The following is a 24,374-nucleotide window of genomic DNA, read 5'->3' as shown; positions in this document are numbered from 1 at the left end:
CAGGCCATAGCCATGCTTGGATTTCTCAGGAAACACATCGCGGGCAACGCCTCTTTCTGGGGGCTCGTGGAATACGGCATCGGCCCCGTCGCGGCGCTGGTAGCCCTGCCCATCCTGTTCCGGCAGTTGGGGACGGTGGGCTTCGGGCAGTACTCCATGATCATCGCGCTGGCCGGTTTCGGCAACGCCGCCAACCTGGGCGCGGCGGTCACCGCGACCAAGCTGGTGTCCGAACGCCTGCACGAGCCCGGCGGCGCCTATCGCGCGGCGGGCGTGAGCATGTCGCTCATCGGCTGCGCGCTGGGCGTCGTGACCCTGGCCGCTCTGCTGATCTGGGGCGCCGTGGGCCTGGGATGGCCCGGCGCGACCTTCGGCGGCGTGGCGGTGACGATGCTGGCGCTGCCCGCGCTGGCCATCTATCTGACACAGCAATATGACCAGCTCTTCTCGGGCTGCCTGAAGGGGCGCGAAGACTTCCGCGCCACCGCGCTGTGCGAAGTGTTCAGCCGCAGCGGCACGATGGCGCTGGCCTGCGCCACGGCCTGGCTGACCGCCTCGCCCACCTGGACTGGCCTGGCCCAGGCGCTCGGCCTGCTGCTTGCCGGTTCCGTGAAGATGGGCGTGTTCTCCCGCGCCTATGGCCACCTGATCGTGCGCCCGGTGCGCGATCGCAGCGCCATGATGGACGCCTTCCGGTTCTCCCGCTGGTCCTGGCTCAACAGCCTGAGCGCCCTGGCCTTCGGTTCGGTGGACCGCGTGCTGGTGGGCAGCCTGATGGGCCCGGCGGCGCTGGCGATCTACACCGTGGGCGTCCAGGTCGGACAGATCATCCATACCGCGGCGGTCGCCATCTTCCAGAAGGCCATGCCGCGCGTCAGCCGCCTGTCCGCCTCGCCCCCCTATCCCGGCGCCGCCGAGCGCGAGATCCGCCGCATGATGCTGTGGAACCTGGCGCTGTCGGCCGGCGCGACGCTTGCGGTGCTGGCGGTCAGCCGCCCGCTCCTGAACGTGCTGCTCAGCGCAAGCGTGGCCCAGGACCATCTCGGAACCTTCCAGCTGCTTATCGTGGCGTCGGGGCTGCTGTCCCTGAACGCGGCGGCCCATTTCTCCCTGCTCGGACTCGGAAATTCCCGCGCGGTCGCCATCCTGAACGGCTTGGGCGGATTGGCGATGCTGTGCGTCATGGCGGGACTGGTACACGTCGCCGGCGAACACGCCGCGGCTTGGGGCCGCATGGCCTATGCGGCGATCACGCTGGCCGGCGTGGCCTTCGCCATTCGTCAATCCCGCCCCGATTTCCCGGGCGTCTTGCCTGCGGCCACCCGATAACCAACAAGCTGAGGTCCTAAATGCGCAAGCGTCATAACGAGTATTCACGTCAGCTCATCGACTTCGTCCGCGAGCTGCGCCCGCCGGCGCCGATCGCCGGCGGCCTGATGCCGAAAGTCACCATCGTGACCCCCTCGTTCAACCAGGCACGCTTCCTGGAGCGCACCATCCTGTCCGTGCTGAACCAGGGCTATCCGCGGCTGGAATACATCATCATCGACGGGGGCTCAACCGACGGCAGCGTGGACATCATCCGCAAGTACGAGCGCTACCTGACGTACTGGGAGAGCACCCCGGACCGCGGCCAGTCGCACGCCATCAACAAGGGCTTCGAGCGCGCCACCGGCGACTACGTCGGCTGGCAGAATTCGGACGACCTGTATTTCCCGGGCGCGCTGCGCAAGCTGGGCATGGCCGCCTCGAAGGGCCGGGCGCCGATCGTCAGCGGCAATCTGTTCGTGGCCGACGCGGACAACCGGATATTCCGCAAGATCCACTACACGCCTGTCAGCCGGGGCACGCTGACGGTCGTGAAGGCTTCCATCCCCAACCAATCCGCCATCTTCCGCCGCGACCTGCTGCGCAAGTACGGCCCCCTGCAGGAAAGCATGCGCTACTGCATGGACCTGGAGCTGTGGAGCCGCCTGCTGCGCGAAGGCAAGAACCTGATCGTGCCGGACGCCATGGGTGTCTATACCACCCATGACGAAACCAAGACCGCGCTGATGCAGGACGTGCTGCTGGAAGAGCGCGAACAGATCGTGACGCGCATCCGGCGCACCGAGCCGGGACTGGGACGGCTGTTCGAACTTTCGTGCCGCGCCTCCAAGGTGGCCGCGCATGCGCGGCAGGGCGACCTGTCGTACCTGTTTGACAAGCTGACCACCAAGATATTCGGCCGCGACGACTGGTCCGCCCATTAGGATCCGCCCACACGGAGAAGAGCCGCAATGAATTCGCACCGCCGCCTTTCGACCCTGCACCTGCTGGGCCTGTTCGCCTTCACGGCGCTCGCCCTGAACGACGACCATTTCATCCTGGGCGTAGGCAGCTTCAAGCTGTCGCCCTTCGACCTGCTGTTCGTCGCCATGCTCGGGGTCAAGGCGCTGCGGCTCGCGGATCCGGCGGCCTACGCTCTGCCCCGCGGACTGCTGGGACTGCTGCTGGGCCTGCAGGCCCTGTCGGTGGTCTACCTGCTCCTGGTCTCCGTCGACCACCCGGGCATCGAGACGGGCGACGTCGCGCGGGACCTGCGCATCGTGTTCTATTTTTTGTGCACGCCGTTTCTTTGCTACAAGGACATCGACAGTCCGGCCGCCTACGCGGTGCTGCAGAAGTACATCGTGGCGGCCTGCCTCGCCGTCGCCACGCTGATGCTGCTGGAACAGATGCAGGGCTTCAGCGTAGCGAACCCGCTGCGCAATGTGCGCCTGGGCGTCTGGGCCATTCCGTTCGGCGTCGTGTCGCTGCTGCACTTCCGCCGCACTCTGAACGTCTCGGGCCCCAAGGCGTATGCGCTGACCGTCTATATGCTGCTGGCGCTGGTCTTTTCACTCAACCGCAGCCAGTACCTCCAGCTGGCGATTTCCGTCATGATCGCCGTCATGCTGGGAGCCGGCCCCGAGATCCGGCGGCGCGCCGTCCTGATCTTCGCACCCGCCGCAGTCGCCGGCGTGCTGGTCTTCGCCAGCATCGGCTACCTGGACGTCCTGGCCAACCGTATCTTCAGCGTCGAGCGCCTGGACGAGGATTCCAGCTACGGCGCGCGTATCCAGGAAATGCAGGGGCAGATGGATTTCTTCGCCGAAAATCCGGTGTTCGGCAAGGGCGCCGGCTTCCGCAGCTGGGTCATGGGCGAGAACGGCTTCGAACTCAGCACCTTCGCCCACAATTCCTGGGCGTTCTACCTGATGAAGTTCGGCGTGGTGGGCACGATCATGATCATGCTGCCGCCCCTGCTCATCCTGTTGCTGACGCTGCTCAAACGATACGCGCATCCAGGCCTGGAACTGCACAGGCGTTACCTGCTGGCCACCGCCCCCATCTACATCTTCATCGACTCGCTGTCAGGCGGCCTGGCCTACGCCCCCAAGACCGCCTTCACCGGTTTCCTGCTGTGCTATTGCCTGTCGCTGATGCGCAATGCCCAGATCATGCCCGTTCCCTCGACTACGCCGCCCGCCCCCAGCCCCCGTCCGGACGCCGCGCGCCGGGCGACACCACGAGTGATTCCTCATGCCTGATGTTTTGTTTGTCGCGCCGGACCTGCACGGCGGCGTCGGAAGATGCGTCGCCTTCATCGTGGATGCCCTGCCGGAACAAGGAGTCGATTCCGCCCTTTTCCTGCTGCGTTCACGCAATCGGGAATACCCCGTTTCCAACCCCAAGGTGACGCGCGCGCTGCCCATTATCGAATCGCCCGCCAAGCTCCGCATGATGCTGCCCGTTGCCTTCTTCCGCCTGCTTCGCCAGATCCGGCGCGACCAGCCGGCCATCGTCTGCTCGCACGGCCTGCTGTGCAATATGCTGGTCGTGCTGGCCCGGAAACTGCTGGGCGGGAAATTCAGCACGGTCGCCTTCGAGCACAGCAGCCCCGCGATCCACTACGGCGCCTCGCGCATGCGGCGCCTGAAATTCTGGCTCGTCAGCCAGACCTACCGGCGGCATGATGCGGTGGTCGGCGTGTCGCGCGGCGTGAAGGAAGACCTGGTCAGCATGTTCCCGCCCCTGCGCGGCAAGGTCCACACCATCTACAACGGCGTGCCGCTGGACAACGTCCGCCAGCAGGGCGCGCACCGCGCGCCGGAGCCGGCGGACCAGACGCCCTACCATGTGGTCGCCGTCGGCCGGCTGGAGGCGGTGAAGGACTACGCCACGCTGATCGACGCCGCCGCGCTGCTGGACGATCCCGGCATCGCCTTCACCATCCTGGGCGAAGGGTCCGAACACGCCGCCCTGCAGAAGCGGATCGACGACCACGGTTCACGCACGCAGGTCACGCTGGCCGGCCATATCGACAATCCGTTTCCGGTGATCGCGGGCGCCGGCGCGTTCGCCCTGACCTCCGTGCGCGAGAGCTTCGGCAACGTGCTCGTGGAGGCGCTCTGCCTGGGCGTGCCGGTCATTTCCACCGACTGTCCCCACGGCCCCGCCGAGATCCTGGACGCCGGCCGCTATGGCTTGCTGGTCCCCGTGGGCGACGCCGAGGCCCTGGCGGCCGCGGTGCGCCGCCTGGCCTACGACGCCGAGACGCGGGAACGGCTTGCCGCCCAGGGCCCCGAACGCGCCGACGCCTTTTCCCTAGAACGGCATTGCCGCAACGTCATTGCGCTATTCCAGCCGCTGATGCAGCGCGGCACGCCCTGAACAGGACAGCATCATGCAGAAAATACCGGTTTCGGTCGTCGTCATGACGAAGAACGAGGAACGCAACATCGCCAAGTGCCTGAAGGCGCTGGTCGAATTCGACGAAGTCTTCGTCGTGGATTCCAACAGCACCGACGCCACTTGCGCGATGGCGACGGCATTGGGCGCGAAGGTGTCCAACTTCCAATGGAACGGCAAGTACCCGAAGAAGAAACAGTGGTGCCTGGAGCAGCTGCCTTTCACGCACCCGGTCGTGCTGTACGTCGACGCCGACGAGGAAATGACGCCCAGGCTGGCCGCGGAGATACGCGAGGTCCTGCCGCGCTTTGCCGCCGGCGCGGGCGGCGCCTTCGTACCCTTCGACTATGTGTTCTGCGGCAAGAAGCTGGAACACGGCCACCGCGTCTACAAGCTGGCGCTGCTAGCCCGAGACCGGTCCCGCTTCCTGGACTACGACGACCTGGACGTGGCCCACATGTGGGAAGTGGAAGGACACTACCAGCCGCAGGTCGAGGGCGAGACCTTCGCGCTGCGCCAGCGCATGGTGCACAACGACCATGACTCGCTCTATCACTATTTCGACAAGCACAACCGCTACTCGGACTGGGAAGCGAACCTCCGCACCAAAGGCCTGATGAACGATCCGCGCGAGGCCAACGTCGGCGCGCGCGCGCTGCTCAAGCGCATCTTCCAGGCCATGCCGTTCAAGGCGCCGATCTCCTTCCTGCACTCCTACGTTTTCCGGCTGGGTTTCCTGGACGGCAAGGCGGGCTACGACTACGCGGTGGCGCGCGCCATGTATTACTGGCAGATCCGGATCAAGACCGAGGAGATCCAGAAGGCGCGGCTGGCCAGCGCCGCCGCCGCGCGCGACGACGCCGTGGCAGGAGCCGCGAAATGAGCGCCCTCCAGCGTCTTGACCGCTTTGCGCTGGCGCCCGGCCAGCGCGGCCGCTCCGCGCTGACGGTGCAGCTGTGGTGGATGGTGCAGGGAACGCTGTTCCGCTGGTCGCCGCAAGTCGCGTATGGTTTCCGCCGTTGGCTGCTGCGCTGCTTCGGCGCGCAGATCGGCCGCAAGGTGCTGATCCGGCCCACCGCCACGGTGACCTACCCCTGGAAGGTCGAGATCGGCGACTACGCCTGGATCGGCGACGACGCCGTCATCTACAGCCTGGGCCCCATTTACGTGGGCGCGCACGCGGTGGTCTCGCAGCGCAGCTATCTCTGCGCGGCGGACCACGATGCCGGGCAGCCTGAGTTCCCCTTGCGCGAACGCGCCGTCCGCGTCGAGGAAGGCGCCTGGGTCGCGACCGACGTATTCGTCGGCCCCGGCGTGACCATCGGGCGGGAGGCCGTGGTCGGCGCGCGCAGCTCGGTGTTCCGCAACATGCCCCCCGCCATGGTGTGCCATGGCAACCCCTGCCGCCCGGTCCGCCCCCGCAAGGCGGGGCCGGCATGAAGATCCTCATTTACGGCATCAATTACGCGCCCGAGCTGACCGGCATCGGCAAGTACAGCGCCGAGATGGCCGAATGGCTGGCCGCACGCGGCCATGACGTCAGCGTCGTGACCGCGCCGCCCTACTACCCCCAGTGGGTGGTGCACGCGGGCTACCGGGCGGGCCGCTACCGCAAGGAAGTACGGGGCGGCGTCACGGTGCGGCGGGCACCGCTCTGGGTGCCCGGGAAACCGGGCGGACTCAAGCGCCTGGTCCACCTGGCGAGCTTCGCGCTGTCCAGCCTGCCCTCGCTGCTGCGCGCCGCCACCGGGCGGCCCGACGTCATCCTGGTCGTCGAACCCGCGCTGTTCTGCGCGCCCGCCGCCTGGCTGGCGGCGCGGCTGTGCGGCGCGCGGGCGTGGCTGCATATCCAGGATTACGAGGTGGATGCCGCGTTCGAGCTTGGGCTGCTCAAGGGCGCCGGCCTGCGCGCCGCCGTGCGCCGCGCAGAGCGCTGGCTGATGCGCCGCTTCGACCGCGTTTCCACGATTTCGAACCGCATGCTGGATCTGGCGCTGTCCAAAGGCGTGGAGCCCGGCCGCGCGGTGCTGCTGCCCAACTGGATCGATGTGGACGCGATCGCACCGCGCGAAGGCGGCGGCTATCGCGCCGAACTGGGCATACCGGAGCACGCCATCGTTGCCCTGTATTCGGGCAACATGGGCGGCAAGCAAGGCCTGCAGACACTGGCGGACGTGGCGCGGCGCCTGCGCCGCGAGCATCGCCTGTGGTTCGTGTTCTGCGGCCAGGGCCCGGAGCGCGCGCCGCTCGAGGCCCAGTGCCAGGGACTCCCACGCGTGCGCTTTCTCGACCTGCAGCCGGCCGAACGGCTGGGCGAGCTGCTCAATACCGCGGACATCCACCTGCTGCCGCAGCGCGCCGGCGCGGCCGATCTCGTGATGCCCTCGAAGCTGACGGGCATGCTGGCCAGCGGCCGGCCCGTCGTGTGCGGCGCCGCGCCGGGCACGGAACTGGCTTCTGTCGTTGAAGACTGCGGCCTCGTGACGCCGCCCGAGGATGGCGCGGCCATGGCCGAGGCAGTGCGCACGCTCAGCGACAACGCGCACATCCGCGAAACGCTGGGCGCCGCTGCGCGCCAGTATGCGCTGGCCCATCTGCACGTGGATGCGGTGCTGGCGGCAGCCGAACGCGAGTTCCAGGCGGTCACGGCCTCCAAGGGCAAGCCCGCGGCCCGGCGCGCTGGCGTCTGATTTCCCCACGGATTGAAGGCTTCGCATACCACGCGGGAGCCCCCGCGGGGCGTGCCCCTATGTATCGTTCGGCTCGTGTCGGGCCGGCGGCGTGCCGCCCCCGCTCCTGACCAGCCCCATCTGCACCGCGATGTATGCCGCCTCGGCCTGGTTGCGCGCATTGAGCTTCCAGTACAGGGTGCGCGCGTGGCTCTTCACGGTCGCCACCGAAATGCCGACCTGCTCGCCGATCTCGCGCATGGTCTTCCCCTGCACCAGCAGCTGCAGGATCTCTTCCTGCCTTTGCGTCAGTTCGCGTAGCTCCTGCGTGGGCGCATGCGCGTTGCCCTGCGGCCGGGCAACGGGCTGCGGATAGCACTCCCCGCCCGCAAGCACCAGGCTCACCGCGGCCGCCAGCGCGTCCGGGTTGGACGCTTTCGGCAGGTAGCCGGCGACACCGGCGCGCGCGCACGCCGCCATGACGCCCTGATCAAGCACCGAATACAGCACGAGAACCAGCCGGGGCATGAAAAATGCCATCGACTGCGACAGAAGCCCCACGTCCTGTTCCGCCAGGCCGCTGCATCCCACGACCAGCAGTTCCACTGGGCGGTTGATCGAGCTGGACATATTGAGCAGATGCGCTGGCGAGATGGCCAGGATATCGTCGGCGTTCCGCACACGCTCCAGCACATGCTGGATCGCGACACGAAGCAGAGCGTAGTCTTCGATCAGTACGGTTGTCATCCGAGGGGGAACCTTGTGACACATGGCCCATACACGGTTCCCATGACGCTGGCGCATCGTTGCTGCAACGGCAGGCTATTTGCGTCACCGACCTCACGGGAAGCTCGTCCACGGCATCGGATCGCGTAGGCGAGGCGGTGGTGGATCGCCCTTTCAACCCATGCTTGCGGACACAACCCATGCTATCAGCGGCTACGTTCGCTGAATCTCGTTCAGGTGGATGAATGGTGGTGGAATGCGGTTGCATTGCAACCGCCGCACTGCTATGTATGGCGTAGCCATGGTGGCTATGCGCGGACCCGGCAGCAACGGAACTGGCGTTCCTGGCTGCCGGGCAGGCAGCGCAACCCGCAACCGCTATCCAACCTTGCGCCCGTACATCTGGCCGGCGTCTACATCCCTGCCATTCGGTTCATGCCATTCCAGGGTCGCGCCGCGCTGCAACGCGGCGTATACGGCTTCGCCCTTGTTCTTGACATGCAACCTTTGGTACAGCGTGCAAGCATGCGTCTTTGCCGTGGCCACAGAAATATTGAGCATCCTGCTGACCGTCTTGATCGGATACCCCCGGGCCAGGAGCACCAGCACTTCATACTGACGCGGCGTGATCTGCAGCAACTGCGCGCCGGCGCTGACGGGCATGGCGCCCTTGGCAGCCGCCTCTTCGGTATCCCGGACGGGCAATGCGCAGACCGCCTGGCTGGACGCCTGCAGGGCCTGTTCGCTGGGGAAGCACTGCCCGCCAGCCATGACCAGGCGAATGGCCGCCTCCAGGATTTCGACCGAAGCCGTTTTCATCAGGCAGCCGTAGACGCTTGCGCCGGGCAGCCCCTGTACCGGCATGGGCAACGGCATGACGTCCGTCAGAAGCAGGATCCGCTTGGGCGTCAGGACGCGTTGAATTTCATGCAGCGCGTTCCACGCCTCATCGGTGTCCACCGGCAACCCGTAGATGAGGAGATCGGCACCCGCATGCACGCCATCGGCCTTGGATACATCCGCCAGGCCCATCCCCTCGATTTCCCACACATCATCCAACTTGCTAAGAATCTGCCACAACCCCAGCCGCAGGAGCGGATGGGCTTCAATCAGGACCATCTTGGCCATGGTGTCCTCCCGGTTTTTCGACGGGCCTAGAAGGGATCTTCGCTGTGCTGAAGACTATTTTTTATCCAACCCTGCGGGGGTGGTCCGCAATATCCCGGAATATCTAATGAAGCCGCACCGGGGCGTTTGGGCTGGGAGACTTTGGTAGCCAACATAACGGATGGCATGGACCCATCTTATGGTTCGAAATTGGCAAAATCAAGACGTTTCGGGTCGATATAATCCGACAAAAACAGAAATCATTCGTTAGCCTTAATCACTATCGTAAATCCGGATGAGATGTTCCTTTCGTTCTTTCTGGCGCTAGGGTTTCTACCAGCGGTTTCCTCTGCAAGCAGGCGCATTTTCCCTATGACGGCGGCCCTACCGGCACGCGCACCGCAGCCTCCAGTACTACTGTTACAGCCGTGAAAAAGCCGCGCCGGGGCATCCGCCGGACGCGGCCATGAATCTCCGATATCGGGTCCGATAGCTGTCTAGATGTATCCGCGGACACATCAAGCCCCTGCGTGCGTTCCCTATTCGAAATATGGGTAACATTTTAATTTTTGCGCCGCCGGCATCATTTACTCCATATAGGCGAAATCAAATACCGTATGCCCCCCCTGATGATGCCAATGGTGCATTGAAGCATGACGCTTCCTCAGGAAATTCGCGTAGTGGATTTCGCCGTCCGTCTCGACATATGTAGAGGGTGAAAGCTCTTCGATCCGATTCAGGGAAACGCCCTTGCCGTAGTGGCAGAAACCTTGGTACTGGGCGCAGCGGATCACCTCTCCGCCAGGCGACACAACGATTCCGGCGTTGCGGGCCCGCATCGGGTTGCGCACGATCGGGTTGCACGCGTGTGGCGTCCACTCCGTCGAACGCGGTGAATCGGCAAAAAAGGCGAATAATTCGTCGCAATGGCTCTGCCCATCGGTCCGGTCGATATTAGTTAATAGCCACCAATATTCTCCGTGCTTGAAAATAATCGTATCCACGGCCGATATATTGGTCATCAGATTAACATCCAGTTCCCACTTCAGCGGAAAATCCGTGCATTTCCATAATTCTATACTGCGATTTCCGCAGGTTTCCGGCACCATGTAGGTGATGCCATCATGCTCGAATATGTAGGGAAACGACAAGTGATACGGCAGATTCAAGGCCGTCCCAAGCAGGCGGAAAGCCCCGTCGGAGTAGGTCGCAACCGAAATCGTCCCTTTGCGGGAATTAAAATCGTAGTCTTCGAAAAATATATATGGTTTCTTGTCCTGGGTATATACAAAGGGATCCGCAAAAAATCTTCCCTTCGGCGGCTGCAATACCATGGCCTCGGAGACCACGGCCTGTTGCCTCGCGGACGGAAACATGCCAATCCGCCAACGCACATTGCGCTTCATGACGCGCCGCACAATCAAATCGGACATTAACCACGCCTGACGCGCGATATAGGCGGCGCTATTCCACTCAGCCGGATTGTCCCGGCGCTGGCCGCTCATGATCTGCATACCTGGCGGCGCCGCGCCTTGCCTGGCGCGGGCCAGCGCCTGCAACGCGTCATAGACCATGAAGTTTCCCAGGCTGAATGCACGGGCCTGATTCTTCAGCCAGAACACTTCGGTATTGAAACTGCGCTGGTCCAGCAGTTCATCGTCCTCCACGCGGGCGCCGACGCGCCAGAGCTTCACCGTGGTGTGGTCCTCGCGCTGATAGACCTCCCAGAAACCCGCGTACCGGCTGGTCGCCACCGCGATATCGGAATAACTCAGTTGCCACACGCCGAGCCGCGCCCATCCCGCCATCTGTTCGCGCGAAGCCGGCGACGCGCCCAACGTGACCACCAGGTCCAGCTCCAGCGCGGCGACCTCGTCCTGCGCGTCGGCCGCCGCCGCATCCGCCGCCAACAGTAGGACGGCGACCTCTCCCGGCGGCAGGCTGTCGCGCAAATCGTGGCAAGCCAGCATGTCGCGCTGCTTGGCGGGGAGCAGCCTGGCTTCCAGGCGCGACAGCGTGCCGAACAGGGCCCGCACGCCCAGGCGAGGCGACCTTTCGTTGACCGACCCACTCATCACCAGCAAAGCAGCAACATCGAAATCCTGGCTGTGCCGGAGCCACTCGACCATCTCGTGCATCCAGCCGGGTTGCTCATACCCATCAACCAGCAGTCCCACTCTGTAGGTCTTCATTTCTCCTGCTCCTGTGTCGGGGCGAGTTCGGATTCATTGCCCGTACGGCGAACGGGCTAGCCATTGCATGCCGGTTTTGTCGGTGCTGAACATTCGATTCCTCGCGCTGATACTGCGGGCTTTTTCGCTTATCTTCCAGCCCACATTTATCCTAGAGCGCGAGCCCGAGGACGAAAGGCTCAGCCTCCTCCGGACGGTGGAGAGCCCCGCTCCGCCACTTGCATGGCGACGCTCATCCGAGTGGCTGAGCGGGCCTGGCGACGGATTGGGGCTACCTGCTGGGTGCGTCGACGCTAGTGGTAAACCCTATTGGGGATAGCCGAGGCTCGCATCTCGGCCATCCCTAACGCATAATTGTTTTTAAACGAACGTTTGAATTCAACCTTATGCAAGAAACCAGATCTCCCACTACCCAAGAAGTGATCCTGGATACCGCCGAGGCCCTGTTTGCGCAGCAGGGGCACGACGCGACCTCGATGCGGCAGATCACGAGCGCGGCCGGCGTGAACCTTGCTTCGGTGAACTATCACTTCGGCTCCAAGGAGTCACTCGTGCAAGCGGTGCTCAAACGCCGCCTCGCGGTGCTGAACCGCGAGCGCCTGCGGCTTTTGGACGAACTAGAGGCGCAAGCCGAAGGCAAGCCCCTGAAGCCGTCGCAGATCGTGGACGCCTTCTTCGGCACGCTGCTGCGCCTGGCCGCCGACCCCGCGCAGGCCGGCAGCACCTTCCTGCCGCTGCTGGAACGCACCATGACCGACCCATCGGATTTCATCCGCGGCCTGTTCGCCGAGGAATACGCGGACGTGCTGGAGCGTTACCGCAACGCGCTGTTCGCGGCGCTGCCCGACGTGCCCAAGGCGGAAATCATGTGGCGCTTCCAGTTCATGCTGGGCGCCACCTCGTACGCCATCATCGGCACCGACCTGCTGCGTTCCGTCACGGGCTGGACCATCGACGAAGCCGAACAACCCAACAACCCGGATCTGCTGCTGCCCCGCCTGATGAGCTTCCTGCTCGGGGGCCTGCGCTCTCCCCTGCCGCACGTGCCCGCCGCCTAGCGGCGCCCAACATCCATGGAGGCAAGAACATGAACGCAGTCATCCTCGGCCTGGCCGTCATCGTGCTGCTGGCCGCCGTCGCGGTGGGTGTGCGCCCCATCCGCCGCGCCCTGCTGTCCGCCCCGATCTTCAACCTGTACAGCAAGGTGCTGCCGCAGATGTCGGACACGGAGCGCGACGCGCTGGAAGCCGGCACGGTGTGGTGGGAAGGTGAACTGTTCCGCGGCCGGCCCGACTGGAGCCGCCTGCTCGCCTACCCTCGCCCCCGGCTGACCGAGGAAGAACAGCATTTCCTGGACAACCAGGCGGAAGAGGCGTGCCGCATGGTCGACGACTGGAACGTCACGCAGGAACGCTACGATCTGCCCGCGGACGTCTGGAACTACCTGAAGGCCCAGGGCTTCCTGGGCATGATCATCCCCAAGGAATATGGCGGCCTGGCGTTTTCCGCCTACGCCCATTCCGAGATCGTGACCAAACTATCCACGCGCTCCTCCGCGCTGGCGGTATCCGTCATGGTGCCGAACTCGCTCGGCCCCGCCGAACTGCTCCTGCACTACGGCACCGACGAACAGAAGAAGCACTATCTGCCGCGCCTAGCGCGCGGCGAGGAAGTCCCGGCCTTCGCGCTGACCAGCCCCTGGGCCGGCTCCGACGCCGCGGCGATCCCGGACAGCGGCATCGTCTGCAAGGGCGAATGGCAGGGCCGCGAAGTGATCGGCATGAAGGTCACCTGGGACAAGCGCTACATCACGCTGGCGCCGGTCTGCACCCTGCTGGGCCTGGCGTTCCGCCTGTACGATCCGGACGGCCTGCTGGGCGGCAAGAAAGACCTGGGCATCACTTGCGCGCTCGTGCCGCATGACCATCCCGGCGTGGACACCGGCCGCCGCCATTTCCCGCTGAACGCGATGTTCATGAACGGCCCCACACGCGGCACGGACGTCTTCATGCCGCTGGACTTCATCATCGGCGGCCCCGCCATGGCGGGACAGGGCTGGCGCATGCTGATGGAATGCCTGGCGGCGGGCCGCTCGATTTCGCTGCCCTCGTCCAACACCGGCATGTCCAAGCTGACCGCGCGCGCCGTCGGCGGTTATGCGCGCGTGCGCAGCCAGTTCCGCACGCCCGTGGGCAAGTTCGAGGGCGTGGAAGAAGCGCTGGCGCGCATCGGCGGCCACACCTACATGATGGACGCCGCCCGCAGCATGACAGCCGGCGCGGTAGACCTCGGCGAAAAGCCCTCGGTCGTCTCCGCCATCGTCAAATACCACGTGACCGAACGCGCCCGCCAGGTCGTCAACGACGGCATGGACGTCATCGGCGGCAAGGGCATCTGCCTGGGCCCCTCGAATTTCCTGGGCCGCGCCTACCAGCAGATTCCCATCGGCATCACCGTGGAAGGCGCCAATATCCTCACGCGCAGCCTGATCATCTTCGGCCAGGGCGCGATCCGCTGCCATCCCTACGTGCTGGCGGAAATGCAGGCCGCGCAGTCTCCCGACCGCCGGCAAGGGCTGGCCGACTTCGACCAGGCCTTCTGGGGCCACGCGGCGTTCGTCGTCAAGAACGCGCTGCGCACCGCAGGCACCGCCCTGACGGGCGCGCGCCATGTCGGCGTAAACGCCGACGTCGCGCCGGACATGAAGCGCTACTACCAGCTGCTCAGCCGCTACAGCGCAGCCTTCGCGCTGCTCGCCGACACCGCGATGCTGGTATTGGGCGGCAGCCTGAAGCGGCGCGAACGCCTGTCCGCGCGGCTGGGCGACATTCTTTCGCAGATGTACCTGGTGAGCGCCACGCTCAAGCGCTTCGAGGACGAAGGCCGCCAGGCTGCCGATGCGCCCCTGGCGCACTGGTCCATCCAGGATGCGCTGTTCAAGCTGCAGCAAGCCTTCGACGGCGTGCTGGAAAACCTGCCCAACCGGGCGGTGGCCTGGAGCCTCGCGCGCCTGATCTTTCCGTGGGGCCGCCGCCAGGCCCTGCCGTCCGATCAACTGGGCCAGGACGTGGCGCGGCTGCTCATCCATCCCGGCGCCACGCGCGACCGCCTGACCGCGGGCTGCCATCTGCCCGCCACCGAGCAGGAACCCGTGGGCGCCATCGAACAGGCGCTGGCCGCCACGCTCGAGGCCGAGCCCATCGAAGCCAAGATCCGCGAGCTCGAAAAACGCGGCGCGCTGGACGGCAATCCGCAAGCCAACGTGCGCGACATCGCCGATGCCGCCTTCGCGATCGGCGCAATCACCGCGGAAGAATATGCCGTGGTGAAGCGCCGCAACCGCTTGCGCGACACGGTGGTCAAAGTGGATGATTTCGCCTTTGACTTCGGCGCCCAGGACCACATCGAGCCCGCGGCCGAGCGCAAGGTCGCCTGAGGGAGGAATCGGATGGCATTCAAACCGGTTTACGTGGTCGATGGCGCTCGCACGCCCTTCCTGAAGGCGCGCACGGGGCCGGGCCCCTTCTCCGCCGGAGACCTCGCCGTGCAGGCCGGCCGCGCCCTGCTGCTGCGCCAGCCTTTCGCGCCATCGGACTTCGACGAGGTCATCGTGGGCTGCGCCGCCCCTTCCCCCGACGAGGTGAACATCGGCCGCGTGATCGCGCTGCGGCTGGGCTGCGGCAACAAAGTGCCGGGGTGGACCGTGATGCGCAATTGCGCATCGGGCATGCAGGCGCTGGATTCCGGCATCGCCAACATCCAGTCCGGCCGCTCGGAACTGGTGCTGGCCGGCGGCACGGACGCGCTATCGCGCGCGCCAGTGTTGTTCTCGGACGACATGGTGCGTTGGCTGGCCGGCTGGTACGCGGCCCGCGGCGCGGGCGCCAAACTGGCGGCGCTGCGCCGCTTCCGGCTGCGCAACCTGGCGCCCGTTATCGGCCTGCTCAAAGGGCTCACGGACCCCGTAGTGGGGTTGTCCATGGGGCAGACCGCCGAGAACCTCGCTACGCGCTTCGGCATCGACCGCGCCGCGATGGATGCCTATGCGGCAGAGAGCCACCGGCGCGCGCTGGCGGCCCGCGCCGCGGGCGCCATGGGCGAGATCGCGCCCTTGATCGACACGCAAGGCAGGCTGTACCCTGAAGACGATGGCGTGCGCGCGGACTCCACGCCGGAAAAACTGGCCAAACTCAAGCCCGTGTTCGACAAACCCTGGGGCAACATCACAGCAGGCAACAGTTCGCAGGTCACCGACGGCGCCGCGATGCTGGCGCTGGCCTCCGAGGAAGCCGTCCGCAAATGGAATCTGCGGCCGCTGGGCCGCATCGTCGATAGCCAGTGGGCCGGCCTGGACCCGGCGCAAATGGGCCTGGGTCCGGTGCACGCCGCCACGCCGATCCTGCAGCGCCACGGTCTGGGGCTCAATGACCTGGACGTGTGGGAAATCAACGAGGCCTTCGCCGCCCAGGTGTTAGGCTGCCTCGCCGCCTGGCGCGACGACGCCTATTGCCGGGAACACTTCGGCACCGCGGCCTGGGGCGACCTCGATCCTCGCCGGCTCAACGTCGACGGAGGCGCGATCGCGATCGGGCACCCCGTCGGCGCATCCGGCGCCCGCATCGTGCTGCACTTGCTCGATGCCCTGAAACGCCGCGGCGCCAGGCGCGGCATGGCGGCCATCTGCATTGGCGGCGGCCAAGGCGGCGCGATGCTGGTCGAAACCCTGGACGAGGACCGCCCATGACGACGATCGATACGCTTTCCCATTGGCGCCTGGACCGCGATCCCGATGGCCTGGCCTGGTTGACGTTCGATCGCGCCGGCAGCGCCGTCAACGCGCTGTCGGCCGACACCCTGGCCGAGTTCGCCATCGTGCTGGACGCGCTGGACACGGCGCCCCCCGCCGGCCTCGTCATCCGGTCCGGCAAGGCCACGGGCTTCATCGTGGGCGCGGACGTCAGCGAGTTCGCCAGCCTGGACACGCCCGAACAGGCGCGCGCGCTGGTCGCGCGCGGCTGGAATCTATTCAACCGCCTGGCCGCGCTGCGCTATCCCACCCTCGCGCTGATCGAAGGCCATTGCCTGGGCGGCGGCCTGGAACTGGCGCTCGCCTGCCGCTACCGTCTGGCGGCGGACCAGCCCGGTACCTCGCTCGCGCTGCCCGAGGTCATGCTGGGCATTTTCCCCGGCTGGGGCGGCATGCTGCGCCTGCCGCGGCTGATCGGCGCACCCGCGGCGCTCGACATGATGCTGACGGGCCGCGGCGCCGACGCGCGCCGCGCCGCGGCGCTGGGCCTCGTGGACGCGCGGGTTCCGCCCCGGCTGCTGCTGGCCGCCGCCCGCCAGACCGTGCTGTCGGGCAAGCCGGCGCGGCGCGCGCGCGGCCTTGGAGGCTGGGCCAATCGCTGGCCGCTGAAATCGCTGGTCGCCCAGCGCGCCCGCAAGCAAATCGCGGCCAAGGATCCGCAAGGCCACTATCCCGCCGCGCCCGCCATCGTGGATATCTGGGAAAAGCACGGCGGCAATGCGCTGCAGGCGCCCGGCCTGATCGACCGCATCACCTCGTCCGGCACCGCCCGCAACCTGCTGCGCGTGTTCCGCCTGCAGGAACGCCTGAAGGCCAACGGCAAGCAGGCCGGCATCGCTGCCGCGCGCCGCGTGCACGTGGTCGGCGCCGGTGTGATGGGCGGAGACATCGCGGCCTGGTGCGCGCTCAAGGGCATGACCGTCACATTGCAGGACCAGGACATGGCCCGCATCGCGCCCGCCCTGAAGCGCGCGGCCGAACTGTTCTCGCGCCGCCTGAAGGATCCGCGCCTGGCGCGGGCCGCCTTCGACCGCCTGATTCCCGACCCCGCGGCCAACGGCGTGCCGCTGGCCGACGTGGTGATCGAGGCGATCAGCGAGCAGCCCGACGCCAAGCGCGCGCTGTACCGGTCCCTGGAGCCGCGCATGAAGGCGGACGCCCTGCTCGCCACCAACACCTCCAGCCTGTCGCTCGAGACCCTGCGCGCCGGCCTCGCCCGCCCCGAACGGCTGGTCGGCATCCACTTCTTCAATCCGGTGGCCAAGATGCCGCTGGTGGAAGTGGTGCATGCGCAAGGCGATGCGGGCGATGCGCAGGCCCGCGCCTGCGCCTTCGTGGGCCAGATCGACAAGCTCGCGCTGCCCGTCAGGAGCGCTCCCGGCTTCCTGGTCAACGCCGTGCTGGCGCCGTACATGCTGGAAGCCATGCGCAGCGTGGACGAAGGCCTCGCGCCGCAGGCCGTGGACGCGGCCATGGTCGCCTTCGGCATGCCGATGGGGCCGCTGGAACTGGCCGACACGGTCGGCCTGGACATCGCGCGCGCCGCCGGAGAGGAACTGGCGGGCGGCGCCGCCCCGCCCCGCTGCCTGGCCGACCGGCTGGCGCGCGGCGAGCTGGGCAGGAAAAGCGGCCAGGGCTTCTACGCGTGGCGCGACGGCAAGCCCGTCAAGAACGCCGGCGCCCCGGGCGGCGCGCCGCCCGGACTGGCGCGGCGCCTGATCCAGCCATTGATCGACGCCACGCGCCAGCGCGTGGATGCAGGCATCGTCGCCGACGCCGACCTGGCCGACGCGGGCGTGATTTTCGGTACGGGGTTCGCTCCCTTCACGGGCGGCCCCATGCATTACCAAGGCAGTGACAGACCGGCCTCTGCCGGGATGGCTGGACCCGCAGTGCAATAGCGGCATATATCCAACACGAGGAGGCAGTACCATGAGCAGACGTTCATTGTCCCTGAGCACCTTGTCGGTCGTCGTGGCCGGCCTGGGCGCAGCCACGGCGGCCCACTCGGCCGGCTTTCAGCTCCTTGAGCAGAACGCCAGCGGTCTGGGCAACGCGTACGCGGGCTCGGCGGCAAATCCGGAAAACGCCAGCATCATCTACTACAATCCGGCCGGCATGACTTACCTGCCCGGCTTCAACGTGTCGGGCGGCGTCAACCTGATCAAGCCGTCCTTCAAATTCAAGGACAACGGCGACAGCCGCAACCCCAGCATTCCCGGCCTGCCCGGCACGGGCCTGGGCGGCTCGGCGCCCACAGGCGGCAACGGCGGCGACGCCGGCAACCTGGGCGTGGTGCCCAACCTTTATGCGTCCTGGCAGCTGAACGAACAGTGGTACCTGGGCCTGGGCATCGGCGCGCCGTTCGGCCTCATGACCGATTACGACGACGACTGGGTCGGCCAATACCACTCGAACAAGTTCGACATCAAGACCATCAACATCAACCCCTCGATCGCGTACAAGGTCAACGAGAAGTTCTCGATGGGCTTCGGCCTGAACTGGCAGCACATCGACGCCAACTACAAGAAGAAAACCGTGGTCCCCGTGCCCGGCATGCCGCTGGGCACGACCGGCGACGCCGACCTGAACCTCAAGGGCGACGCCTGGGGCTGGAACGTGGGCTTCATGCTGCAGCCCACCGAGGACACCCGCATCGGCCTGTCCTATCGCTCCAAGATCAAGCACACGGCCAAGGGCGATACCGACATCGACAACATCTATCCGCGCGGTAACTCGGTGTCGTTCGACGCCAAGGCCTCGGTGACCCTGCCCGACACTCTGATCCTGAGCGCGGCGCACCAGTTGAACGAACGCTGGGAGCTGCTGGGCGATGTCTCGTGGACTGGCTGGAGCAGCATTCCTAGCCTGAAGATCCGCAATTCGGGCGCCGGTGCGCGCGACGACGAACTGCCCTTGAACTTCCGCGACACCTGGCGTGTCGCCCTGGGCGCCAACTACAAATTCGCGCCGGACTGGAAATGGAAGTTCGGCGTGGCCTACGACCAGTCGCCCGTCTACAAGGAATCCGACCGCCCGACCTCGCTGCCCGACAATGACCGCTACTGGTTCTCGACCGGCGTGCAGTGGCAGGCCACCAAGAACACGACGCTGGACGTGGGTTATACCTATCTGTACCTGCGCAAGACGGACATCGACACCACGTCCGGCAACCAATTGACCAAGGGCCGCGTCGCGGGCACCTACGACAGCAGCGGCCACATCCTGGGCGTGCAGCTGTCGGCCCGCTTCTAGCCTCGGACGGCGGGTCCGCCCGCCCTCCTTTCTTTCAGGAGACTTCCTTGAGCAAGTTCGTCGTCAAACATGTCGCCGTCCTGGGCGCCGGCGTCATGGGCGCGCAGATCGCCGCCCACCTGGCCAACGCTGGCGTGCCCGTCACGCTGTTCGACCTGGCTCCGCCCGAAGGCGACCGCAACGGCATCGTCAAGAAGGCGCTGGCCGGCCTGAGGAAACTGGAACCCGCCCCGCTGGCGGGCGCCGCACGGCTGGCGCTGATCACGCCGGCGAACTACGACGACCACCTGGACCGCCTGCGCGGCTGCGATCTGGTCATCGAAGCCATCGCCGAGCGCATGGACTGGAAGACGGCGCTGTACGAACGCATCGCGCCGCACGTCGCGCCGGGCGCCATCATCGCGTCCAATACTTCCGGCCTGTCGATCGACGCCCTCGCCCACGCGCTCCCCGAAAGCCTGCGCGGCCGCTTCTGCGGCATCCACTTTTTCAACCCGCCGCGCTACATGCGGCTGGTGGAGATCATCGCCACCTCGTACACGCAGGCCTCCGTGCTGGACCAGCTGGAAACCTGGCTGACCTCCAAGCTGGGCAAGGGCGTGATCCGCGCGCTGGACACTCCCAACTTCGTGGCCAACCGCATCGGCGTGTTCTCGATCCTGGCCGCCATGCACCACACGGCCCGCCTTGGGCTGGGCTTCGACGAGGTCGACGCCCTCACCGGCCCGAAGATCGGCCGCCCCAAGAGCGCCACCTACCGCACCGCCGACGTGGTCGGCCTGGACACGCTCGCCCACGTCGTGGGCACCATGGAAAAGAACCTGCCCGACGACCCCTGGCACCGTTACTTCACCCTGCCCGACTGGCTGTCGGCCCTGATCGGCAAGGGCGCGCTGGGCCAGAAGAGCGGCGCGGGCGTCTACCGCAAGCAGGGCAAGGAAATCCAGGTGCTGGACCTGAAGGCGCAGGACTACGTGCCCAGCGCGGGCAAGCTGGCCGACGAAGTCGCGGCCGTGCTCAAGGAGCGCGACCCCGCCCGCCGCTTCGCCGCGCTGCGCGCAAGCAACCATCCGCAGGCGCAATTCCTGTGGAGCCTGTTCCGCGACATCTTCCACTACAGCGCGGTGCAGCTCGAACACGTGGCCGACAACGCCCGCGACCTGGACCTGGCCATGCGCTGGGGCTTCGGCTGGTCGCAAGGGCCGTTCGAAACCTGGCAGGCCGCCGGCTGGCAAGAGATCGCCGCCGCCGTGGCCGAGGATATCGCGGCCGGCAAGAGCATGAGCGACGCGCCGCTGCCGGCCTGGGTACTGGAACCCGGCCGCCAGGGCGTGCACACGCCCGAGGGCTCTTATTCCGCGCGTTCGGGCCAGTTGCGCCCCCGTTCGACGCTGCCCGTGTACCGGCGCCAGCTGTTCCCCGAGCGCGTCTTCGGCGAAGGCCCGGACGACCGGGGCACCACCGTCTGGGAAAACGAAGGCGTACGCCTGTGGAACCTGCCCGCGGTGGACGCGGGCATCGCGATTCTCTCGGTCACCTCCAAGAACCACACGCTGGGCGCGGAGGTGCTGGAGGGCATTCTGCAGGCGGTGGCGCAGGCCGAGCGCGAATTCGACGGGCTGGTGATCTGGCATGACGCGCCTTTCGCCGTCGGCGCCAATCTGCAGCAGGTCGCCGAAGCCTGCGCGGCCGGCCACTGGGACATGCTGGAGGCCACGGTCGAGAAGTTCCAGCGCACCTCGCAATCGTTCAAGTATGCGCAGATCCCCACCGTCGCGGCCGTGCAGGGCATGGCCCTGGGCGGCGGCTGCGAATTCCTCATGCACGCCTCGCACCGGGTGCTGGCGCTGGAAAGCTATGTAGGCCTGGTCGAGGCCGGGGTCGGGCTGATCCCGGCGGGCGGCGGCAGCAAGGAATTCGCCGGCCGCGCCGCCGCGCTGGCCGCCCGCACGGCCACGCCGGGCGAGGTCTTCCCGTACCTGCAGCCGGTCTTCCAGAACATCGCCACCGCGCAGGTCGCCAAGAGCGCCCTGGAAGCCATCGCGGCCGGCTTCGCCCGCGACCACGACGTCGTGGTGTTCCATCCCGACGAGCTGCTGTTCGTCGCCATCGGCCAGGCGCGCGCGGCGGCGGACGCCGGGTACGCGCCGCCGCCGCGCCTGCGCGACGTTCCGGTGGCGGGGCGCAACGGCATCGCCAACTTCGAAATGGTCCTGGTCAACATGCGCGAGGGCGGCATGATCAGCGCCCACGACTACCGCGTGGCGCGCAGCGCGGCTGTCGCCCTGTGCGGCGGCGAGGTCGACACCGGCACGAAGGTGGACGAGGAATGGCTGCTGGCGGTGGAACGCAAGGAGTTCGTGGCGCTGCTGCGCACGCCCGAAACCCAGGCACGCATCCGCCACACGCTGGACACCGGCAAGCCCCTGAGGAACTAGGCCCACCCCCGCAGCGCCTTCGGCGCTTCCCCCTGCAAGGGGGCGCCGGCTGCGGACCGGCAAAGCCGGATCCGCGCGGCCCCGATGAGGTAAGGCAGCGGAATGCGGGAGGCCATGTGCCATGGACACACAAGGAACCACTATGAGCAAGCAAATTCAAGACGCCTACATCGTCGCCGCAACGCGTCTGCCGGTGGGCAAGCGCAACGGCGCCTACGCCACCACCCGCCCCGACGACATGCTGGCCGCGGCGCTGAACGGCGCGCTGGCGCAGGTTCCCGGGCTGGATCACGCCCGCATCGAAGACGTGATCGCGGGCTGCGCCATGCCCGAGGCCGAGCAAGGCATGAACGTGGCCCGCATCGGTCTGTTGCTTGCCGGCCTGCCGCAAAGCGTGGCCGGCGTCACCGTGAACCGCTTCTGCGCGTCCGGGCTGCAGGCCGTCGCGGACGCCGCCGCGCGCATCCGCATGGGCGAGGCCGACATCATGATCGGCGCCGGCACCGAATCCATGAGCGCCATGCCGCAGATCATGGGCAACAAAGTCTCGATGAACCCGGCCATCTTCGCCCACGACGAGAACCTCGGCATGGCGTTCGGCATGGGCTTGACGGGCGAGAAGGTCGCCGAGCGCTGGAAGGTCTCGCGCGAGGACCAGGACGCCTTCGCGCTGGCTTCGCACCAGAAGGCCTGCGCGGCCATCGCGGCCGGGCATTTCCGCGCCGAGACCACGCCCTACGAAGTGGTGTCGCACCTGCCCGACGCCAGCGGCGCGGTGCGCGTCGTGCGCCGGCTGGTCGAGGTAGACGAAGGCCCCCGTCCGGATAGCAGCGCCGAGGCGCTGGCCCGGCTGAAACCCGTGTTCGCCGCGCGCGGCAGCGTCACCGCCGGCAACAGCTCGCAGATGTCGGACGGCGCCGCCGCCGTGGTCCTGGTGTCCGATCGCATCCTGCGCGAATTCAACCTGAGCCCGCTGGCGCGCTTCGCCGGCTTCGCGGTGGCCGGCGTGCCGCCCGAGGTCATGGGCATCGGCCCGATCGCCGCGATCCCCAAGGTGCTGGCGCGCGCCGGCATCGCGCAGCAGGACCTGGATTGGATCGAACTGAACGAAGCCTTCGCGGCCCAGTCCCTGGCGGTCATACGCGAATTGAAACTGGATCCGGCCAAGGTGAACCCGCTGGGCGGCGCCATCGCACTGGGCCATCCTCTGGGCGCAACCGGTGCGATCCGCACGGCCACAATTACCCATGGCCTGCGCCGGACTGGCGGAAAGTACGGCCTGGTGACCATGTGCATCGGCACCGGCATGGGTGCCGCGGGCCTGTTCGAGGCAATGTAGGCGGCACGGCGGCAGCATGAAACCCTATTGGTTCAAAAGCCTGTCGCCGCAGTGGCGCGCGCGCCTGATGCGGGTGGGATTCAACCTGCATCCGGCGTTTCGCGCCACCGGCGGCCGCGTAGTGCTCGTGTCGCCGGATTTCCAGCACATCCGCATCAAGTTGCCGCTGCTGCGCCGTACCCGCAACATCGTCGGGTCCATGTATGGCGGCTCGCTGTTCGCGGTGACCGACGGGGCGCACCCCACGATGCTGATGTCCGCGCTGGGCGCGGACCACGTGGTCTGGGACAAGGCGGCCTCTATCCGCTACCGCAAGCCCGCCTACGCGACCCTGTATGCGGACTTCCGGCTGCCTCCCGGTGAAATTCCGGAAATCCGCCGGATCCTGGCGCGGGACCACGAAACCACCCGGAACTACACGGTGGAGCTCAAGGACAAGGAAGGCGTCGTTTACGCCGTCGTAGAGCGCACGATCTACATCGCCGACAAGACGTTCTACAAGCAGAAGAACACAGGAGGAGACAAATGCCTAGCATCCCCGGAGGACGATCCGCCGTCCTGAGTCTCGTGCTGGCGGCCTGCCTGGCCGGCGGTTTCGCGCAAGCCGCCGACGTGGAGATCGCCGGCGTGAAGGTGCCGGCCACTCTGTCGTCGGGCGGCCGGGCCCTGGTACTCAACGGCGCCGGCGTGCGCACGAAGATCATCGTCAAGGTCTACGTCGCGGCGCTGTACGCCACCGAAAAATCCGCCGACGCGGCCGCGCTGATCGGCAGCGACCAGCCCCGCCGCATCCAGTTGCGGCTGTTGCGCGACGTGGACAGCAAGAGCCTGGACGACGCCCTGCAGGACGGCTTGCGCGACAATACGCCCGCGCAGGAGCTTGCCGCGCTGAAGGCGCCGGCGGAACGCCTGTCCGCCCTGATGGCGGAAATCGGCGCCGTCCGCGAGGGCGACGTGATCGACCTGGACTTCGATGCCCGCGGCGTCGGAATCACGGCCAACAGGCAGCCGCGAGGCCGCATCGACAGCCCCGCTTTCGCCCGTGCCCTATTGCGTGTCTGGCTGGGCGACAAGCCCGCGCAGGCCTCCCTGAAGAAAGCCCTGTTGGGCAACTGAGCGACGTAGCGA

19 protein-coding genes are annotated in these 24,374 nt (G+C 66.8%); 16 read left to right on the top strand and 3 right to left on the bottom strand.

Going from position 1 to position 24,374, the window contains the following annotated elements; translation table 11 throughout:
• The first annotated feature begins 12 nt into the window (after positions 1–12).
• From AGI3411_RS26265 to AGI3411_RS26235, 7 genes are read left to right on the top strand one after another with little or no spacing between them, the layout of a single operon-like run.
• On the top strand, positions 13–1,329 hold the full coding sequence (locus AGI3411_RS26265; protein ID WP_129530256.1) for a lipopolysaccharide biosynthesis protein: 1,317 nt from the start codon (positions 13–15) through the stop codon (positions 1,327–1,329).
• Positions 1,330–1,349: 20 nt separating this feature from the next.
• On the top strand, positions 1,350–2,252 hold the full coding sequence (locus AGI3411_RS26260; RefSeq protein WP_129530255.1) for a glycosyltransferase family 2 protein: 903 nt from the start codon (positions 1,350–1,352) through the stop codon (positions 2,250–2,252).
• A 27-nt stretch (positions 2,253–2,279) separates the two neighbouring features.
• On the top strand, positions 2,280–3,572 hold the full coding sequence (locus tag AGI3411_RS26255; RefSeq protein ID WP_129530254.1) for an O-antigen ligase family protein: 1,293 nt from the start codon (positions 2,280–2,282) through the stop codon (positions 3,570–3,572).
• Positions 3,565–4,695 (top strand): glycosyltransferase, encoded by a 1,131-nt coding sequence (locus AGI3411_RS26250; protein ID WP_129530253.1) that lies wholly within the window; start codon positions 3,565–3,567, stop codon positions 4,693–4,695. Before AGI3411_RS26255 ends, AGI3411_RS26250 begins: the two co-directional genes overlap by 8 nt.
• A 13-nt stretch (positions 4,696–4,708) precedes the next feature.
• Positions 4,709–5,596 carry a glycosyltransferase family 2 protein gene (locus tag AGI3411_RS26245; protein WP_129530252.1) on the top strand — a complete coding sequence of 296 codons (888 nt, stop codon included), beginning with the start codon at positions 4,709–4,711 and terminating at the stop codon, positions 5,594–5,596.
• Complete coding sequence (locus AGI3411_RS26240; protein ID WP_129530251.1) at positions 5,593–6,153, top strand: putative colanic acid biosynthesis acetyltransferase; 561 nt, start codon at positions 5,593–5,595, stop codon at positions 6,151–6,153. The genes AGI3411_RS26245 and AGI3411_RS26240 overlap by 4 nt, the downstream gene beginning before the upstream one ends.
• A complete protein-coding gene (locus AGI3411_RS26235; protein WP_129530250.1) occupies positions 6,150–7,403 on the top strand; it encodes a glycosyltransferase WbuB in 1,254 nt (417 codons plus the stop codon). The genes AGI3411_RS26240 and AGI3411_RS26235 overlap by 4 nt, the downstream gene beginning before the upstream one ends.
• A gap of 57 nt (positions 7,404–7,460) precedes the next feature.
• Here the strand turns inward: AGI3411_RS26235 and AGI3411_RS26230 are convergent, their stop codons facing one another.
• From AGI3411_RS26230 to AGI3411_RS26220, 3 genes are all read right to left on the bottom strand, one after another.
• Positions 7,461–8,129 (bottom strand): helix-turn-helix transcriptional regulator, encoded by a 669-nt coding sequence (locus AGI3411_RS26230; protein WP_129530249.1) that lies wholly within the window; start codon positions 8,127–8,129, stop codon positions 7,461–7,463.
• Between the two features lie 357 nt (positions 8,130–8,486).
• Positions 8,487–9,236 (bottom strand): helix-turn-helix transcriptional regulator, encoded by a 750-nt coding sequence (locus AGI3411_RS26225; RefSeq protein ID WP_129530248.1) that lies wholly within the window; start codon positions 9,234–9,236, stop codon positions 8,487–8,489.
• Positions 9,237–9,802: 566 nt separating this feature from the next.
• Entirely contained in the window at positions 9,803–11,407 is a 1,605-nt protein-coding gene (locus tag AGI3411_RS26220) for a glucosamine inositolphosphorylceramide transferase family protein (RefSeq protein ID WP_129530247.1), read from the bottom strand.
• Between the two features lie 386 nt (positions 11,408–11,793).
• On the opposite strand from AGI3411_RS26220, the gene AGI3411_RS26215 reads away from it, so the two are divergent.
• From AGI3411_RS26215 to AGI3411_RS26175, 9 genes are all read left to right on the top strand, one after another.
• Complete coding sequence (locus AGI3411_RS26215; RefSeq protein WP_129530246.1) at positions 11,794–12,465, top strand: TetR/AcrR family transcriptional regulator; 672 nt, start codon at positions 11,794–11,796, stop codon at positions 12,463–12,465.
• 29 nt (positions 12,466–12,494) lie between these two features.
• On the top strand, positions 12,495–14,843 hold the full coding sequence (locus tag AGI3411_RS26210; RefSeq protein ID WP_129530245.1) for an acyl-CoA dehydrogenase: 2,349 nt from the start codon (positions 12,495–12,497) through the stop codon (positions 14,841–14,843).
• Positions 14,844–14,855: 12 nt separating this feature from the next.
• Positions 14,856–16,151, top strand: a complete 1,296-nt coding sequence (locus AGI3411_RS26205; RefSeq protein WP_129530244.1) for an acetyl-CoA C-acetyltransferase — start codon at positions 14,856–14,858, stop codon at positions 16,149–16,151.
• Positions 16,148–18,115 carry a 3-hydroxyacyl-CoA dehydrogenase NAD-binding domain-containing protein gene (locus AGI3411_RS26200; RefSeq protein WP_129530243.1) on the top strand — a complete coding sequence of 656 codons (1,968 nt, stop codon included), beginning with the start codon at positions 16,148–16,150 and terminating at the stop codon, positions 18,113–18,115. Before AGI3411_RS26205 ends, AGI3411_RS26200 begins: the two co-directional genes overlap by 4 nt.
• Before the next feature lie 31 nt (positions 18,116–18,146).
• Positions 18,147–19,469, top strand: a complete 1,323-nt coding sequence (locus AGI3411_RS26195) for an OmpP1/FadL family transporter (RefSeq protein WP_129530242.1) — start codon at positions 18,147–18,149, stop codon at positions 19,467–19,469.
• 47 nt (positions 19,470–19,516) lie between these two features.
• Positions 19,517–21,907, top strand: a complete 2,391-nt coding sequence (locus AGI3411_RS26190) for a 3-hydroxyacyl-CoA dehydrogenase/enoyl-CoA hydratase family protein (protein ID WP_129530241.1) — start codon at positions 19,517–19,519, stop codon at positions 21,905–21,907.
• A gap of 142 nt (positions 21,908–22,049) precedes the next feature.
• Positions 22,050–23,246: an acetyl-CoA C-acyltransferase gene (locus AGI3411_RS26185; RefSeq protein ID WP_129530240.1), complete on the top strand. Its 1,197-nt coding sequence runs from the start codon at positions 22,050–22,052 to the stop codon at positions 23,244–23,246.
• Positions 23,247–23,262: 16 nt separating this feature from the next.
• Positions 23,263–23,808: a DUF4442 domain-containing protein gene (locus tag AGI3411_RS26180; protein WP_129530239.1), complete on the top strand. Its 546-nt coding sequence runs from the start codon at positions 23,263–23,265 to the stop codon at positions 23,806–23,808.
• A complete protein-coding gene (locus AGI3411_RS26175) occupies positions 23,772–24,362 on the top strand; it encodes a chalcone isomerase family protein (protein ID WP_129530238.1) in 591 nt (196 codons plus the stop codon). The genes AGI3411_RS26180 and AGI3411_RS26175 overlap by 37 nt, the downstream gene beginning before the upstream one ends.
• Positions 24,363–24,374: the final 12 nt, after the last annotated feature.

The sequence above is a fragment of the Achromobacter agilis genome (assembly GCF_900496965.1).
Classification (GTDB): Bacteria; Pseudomonadota; Gammaproteobacteria; order Burkholderiales; family Burkholderiaceae_B; genus Achromobacter; species Achromobacter agilis.
This window is presented reverse-complemented; position numbering and strand designations above follow the sequence as displayed.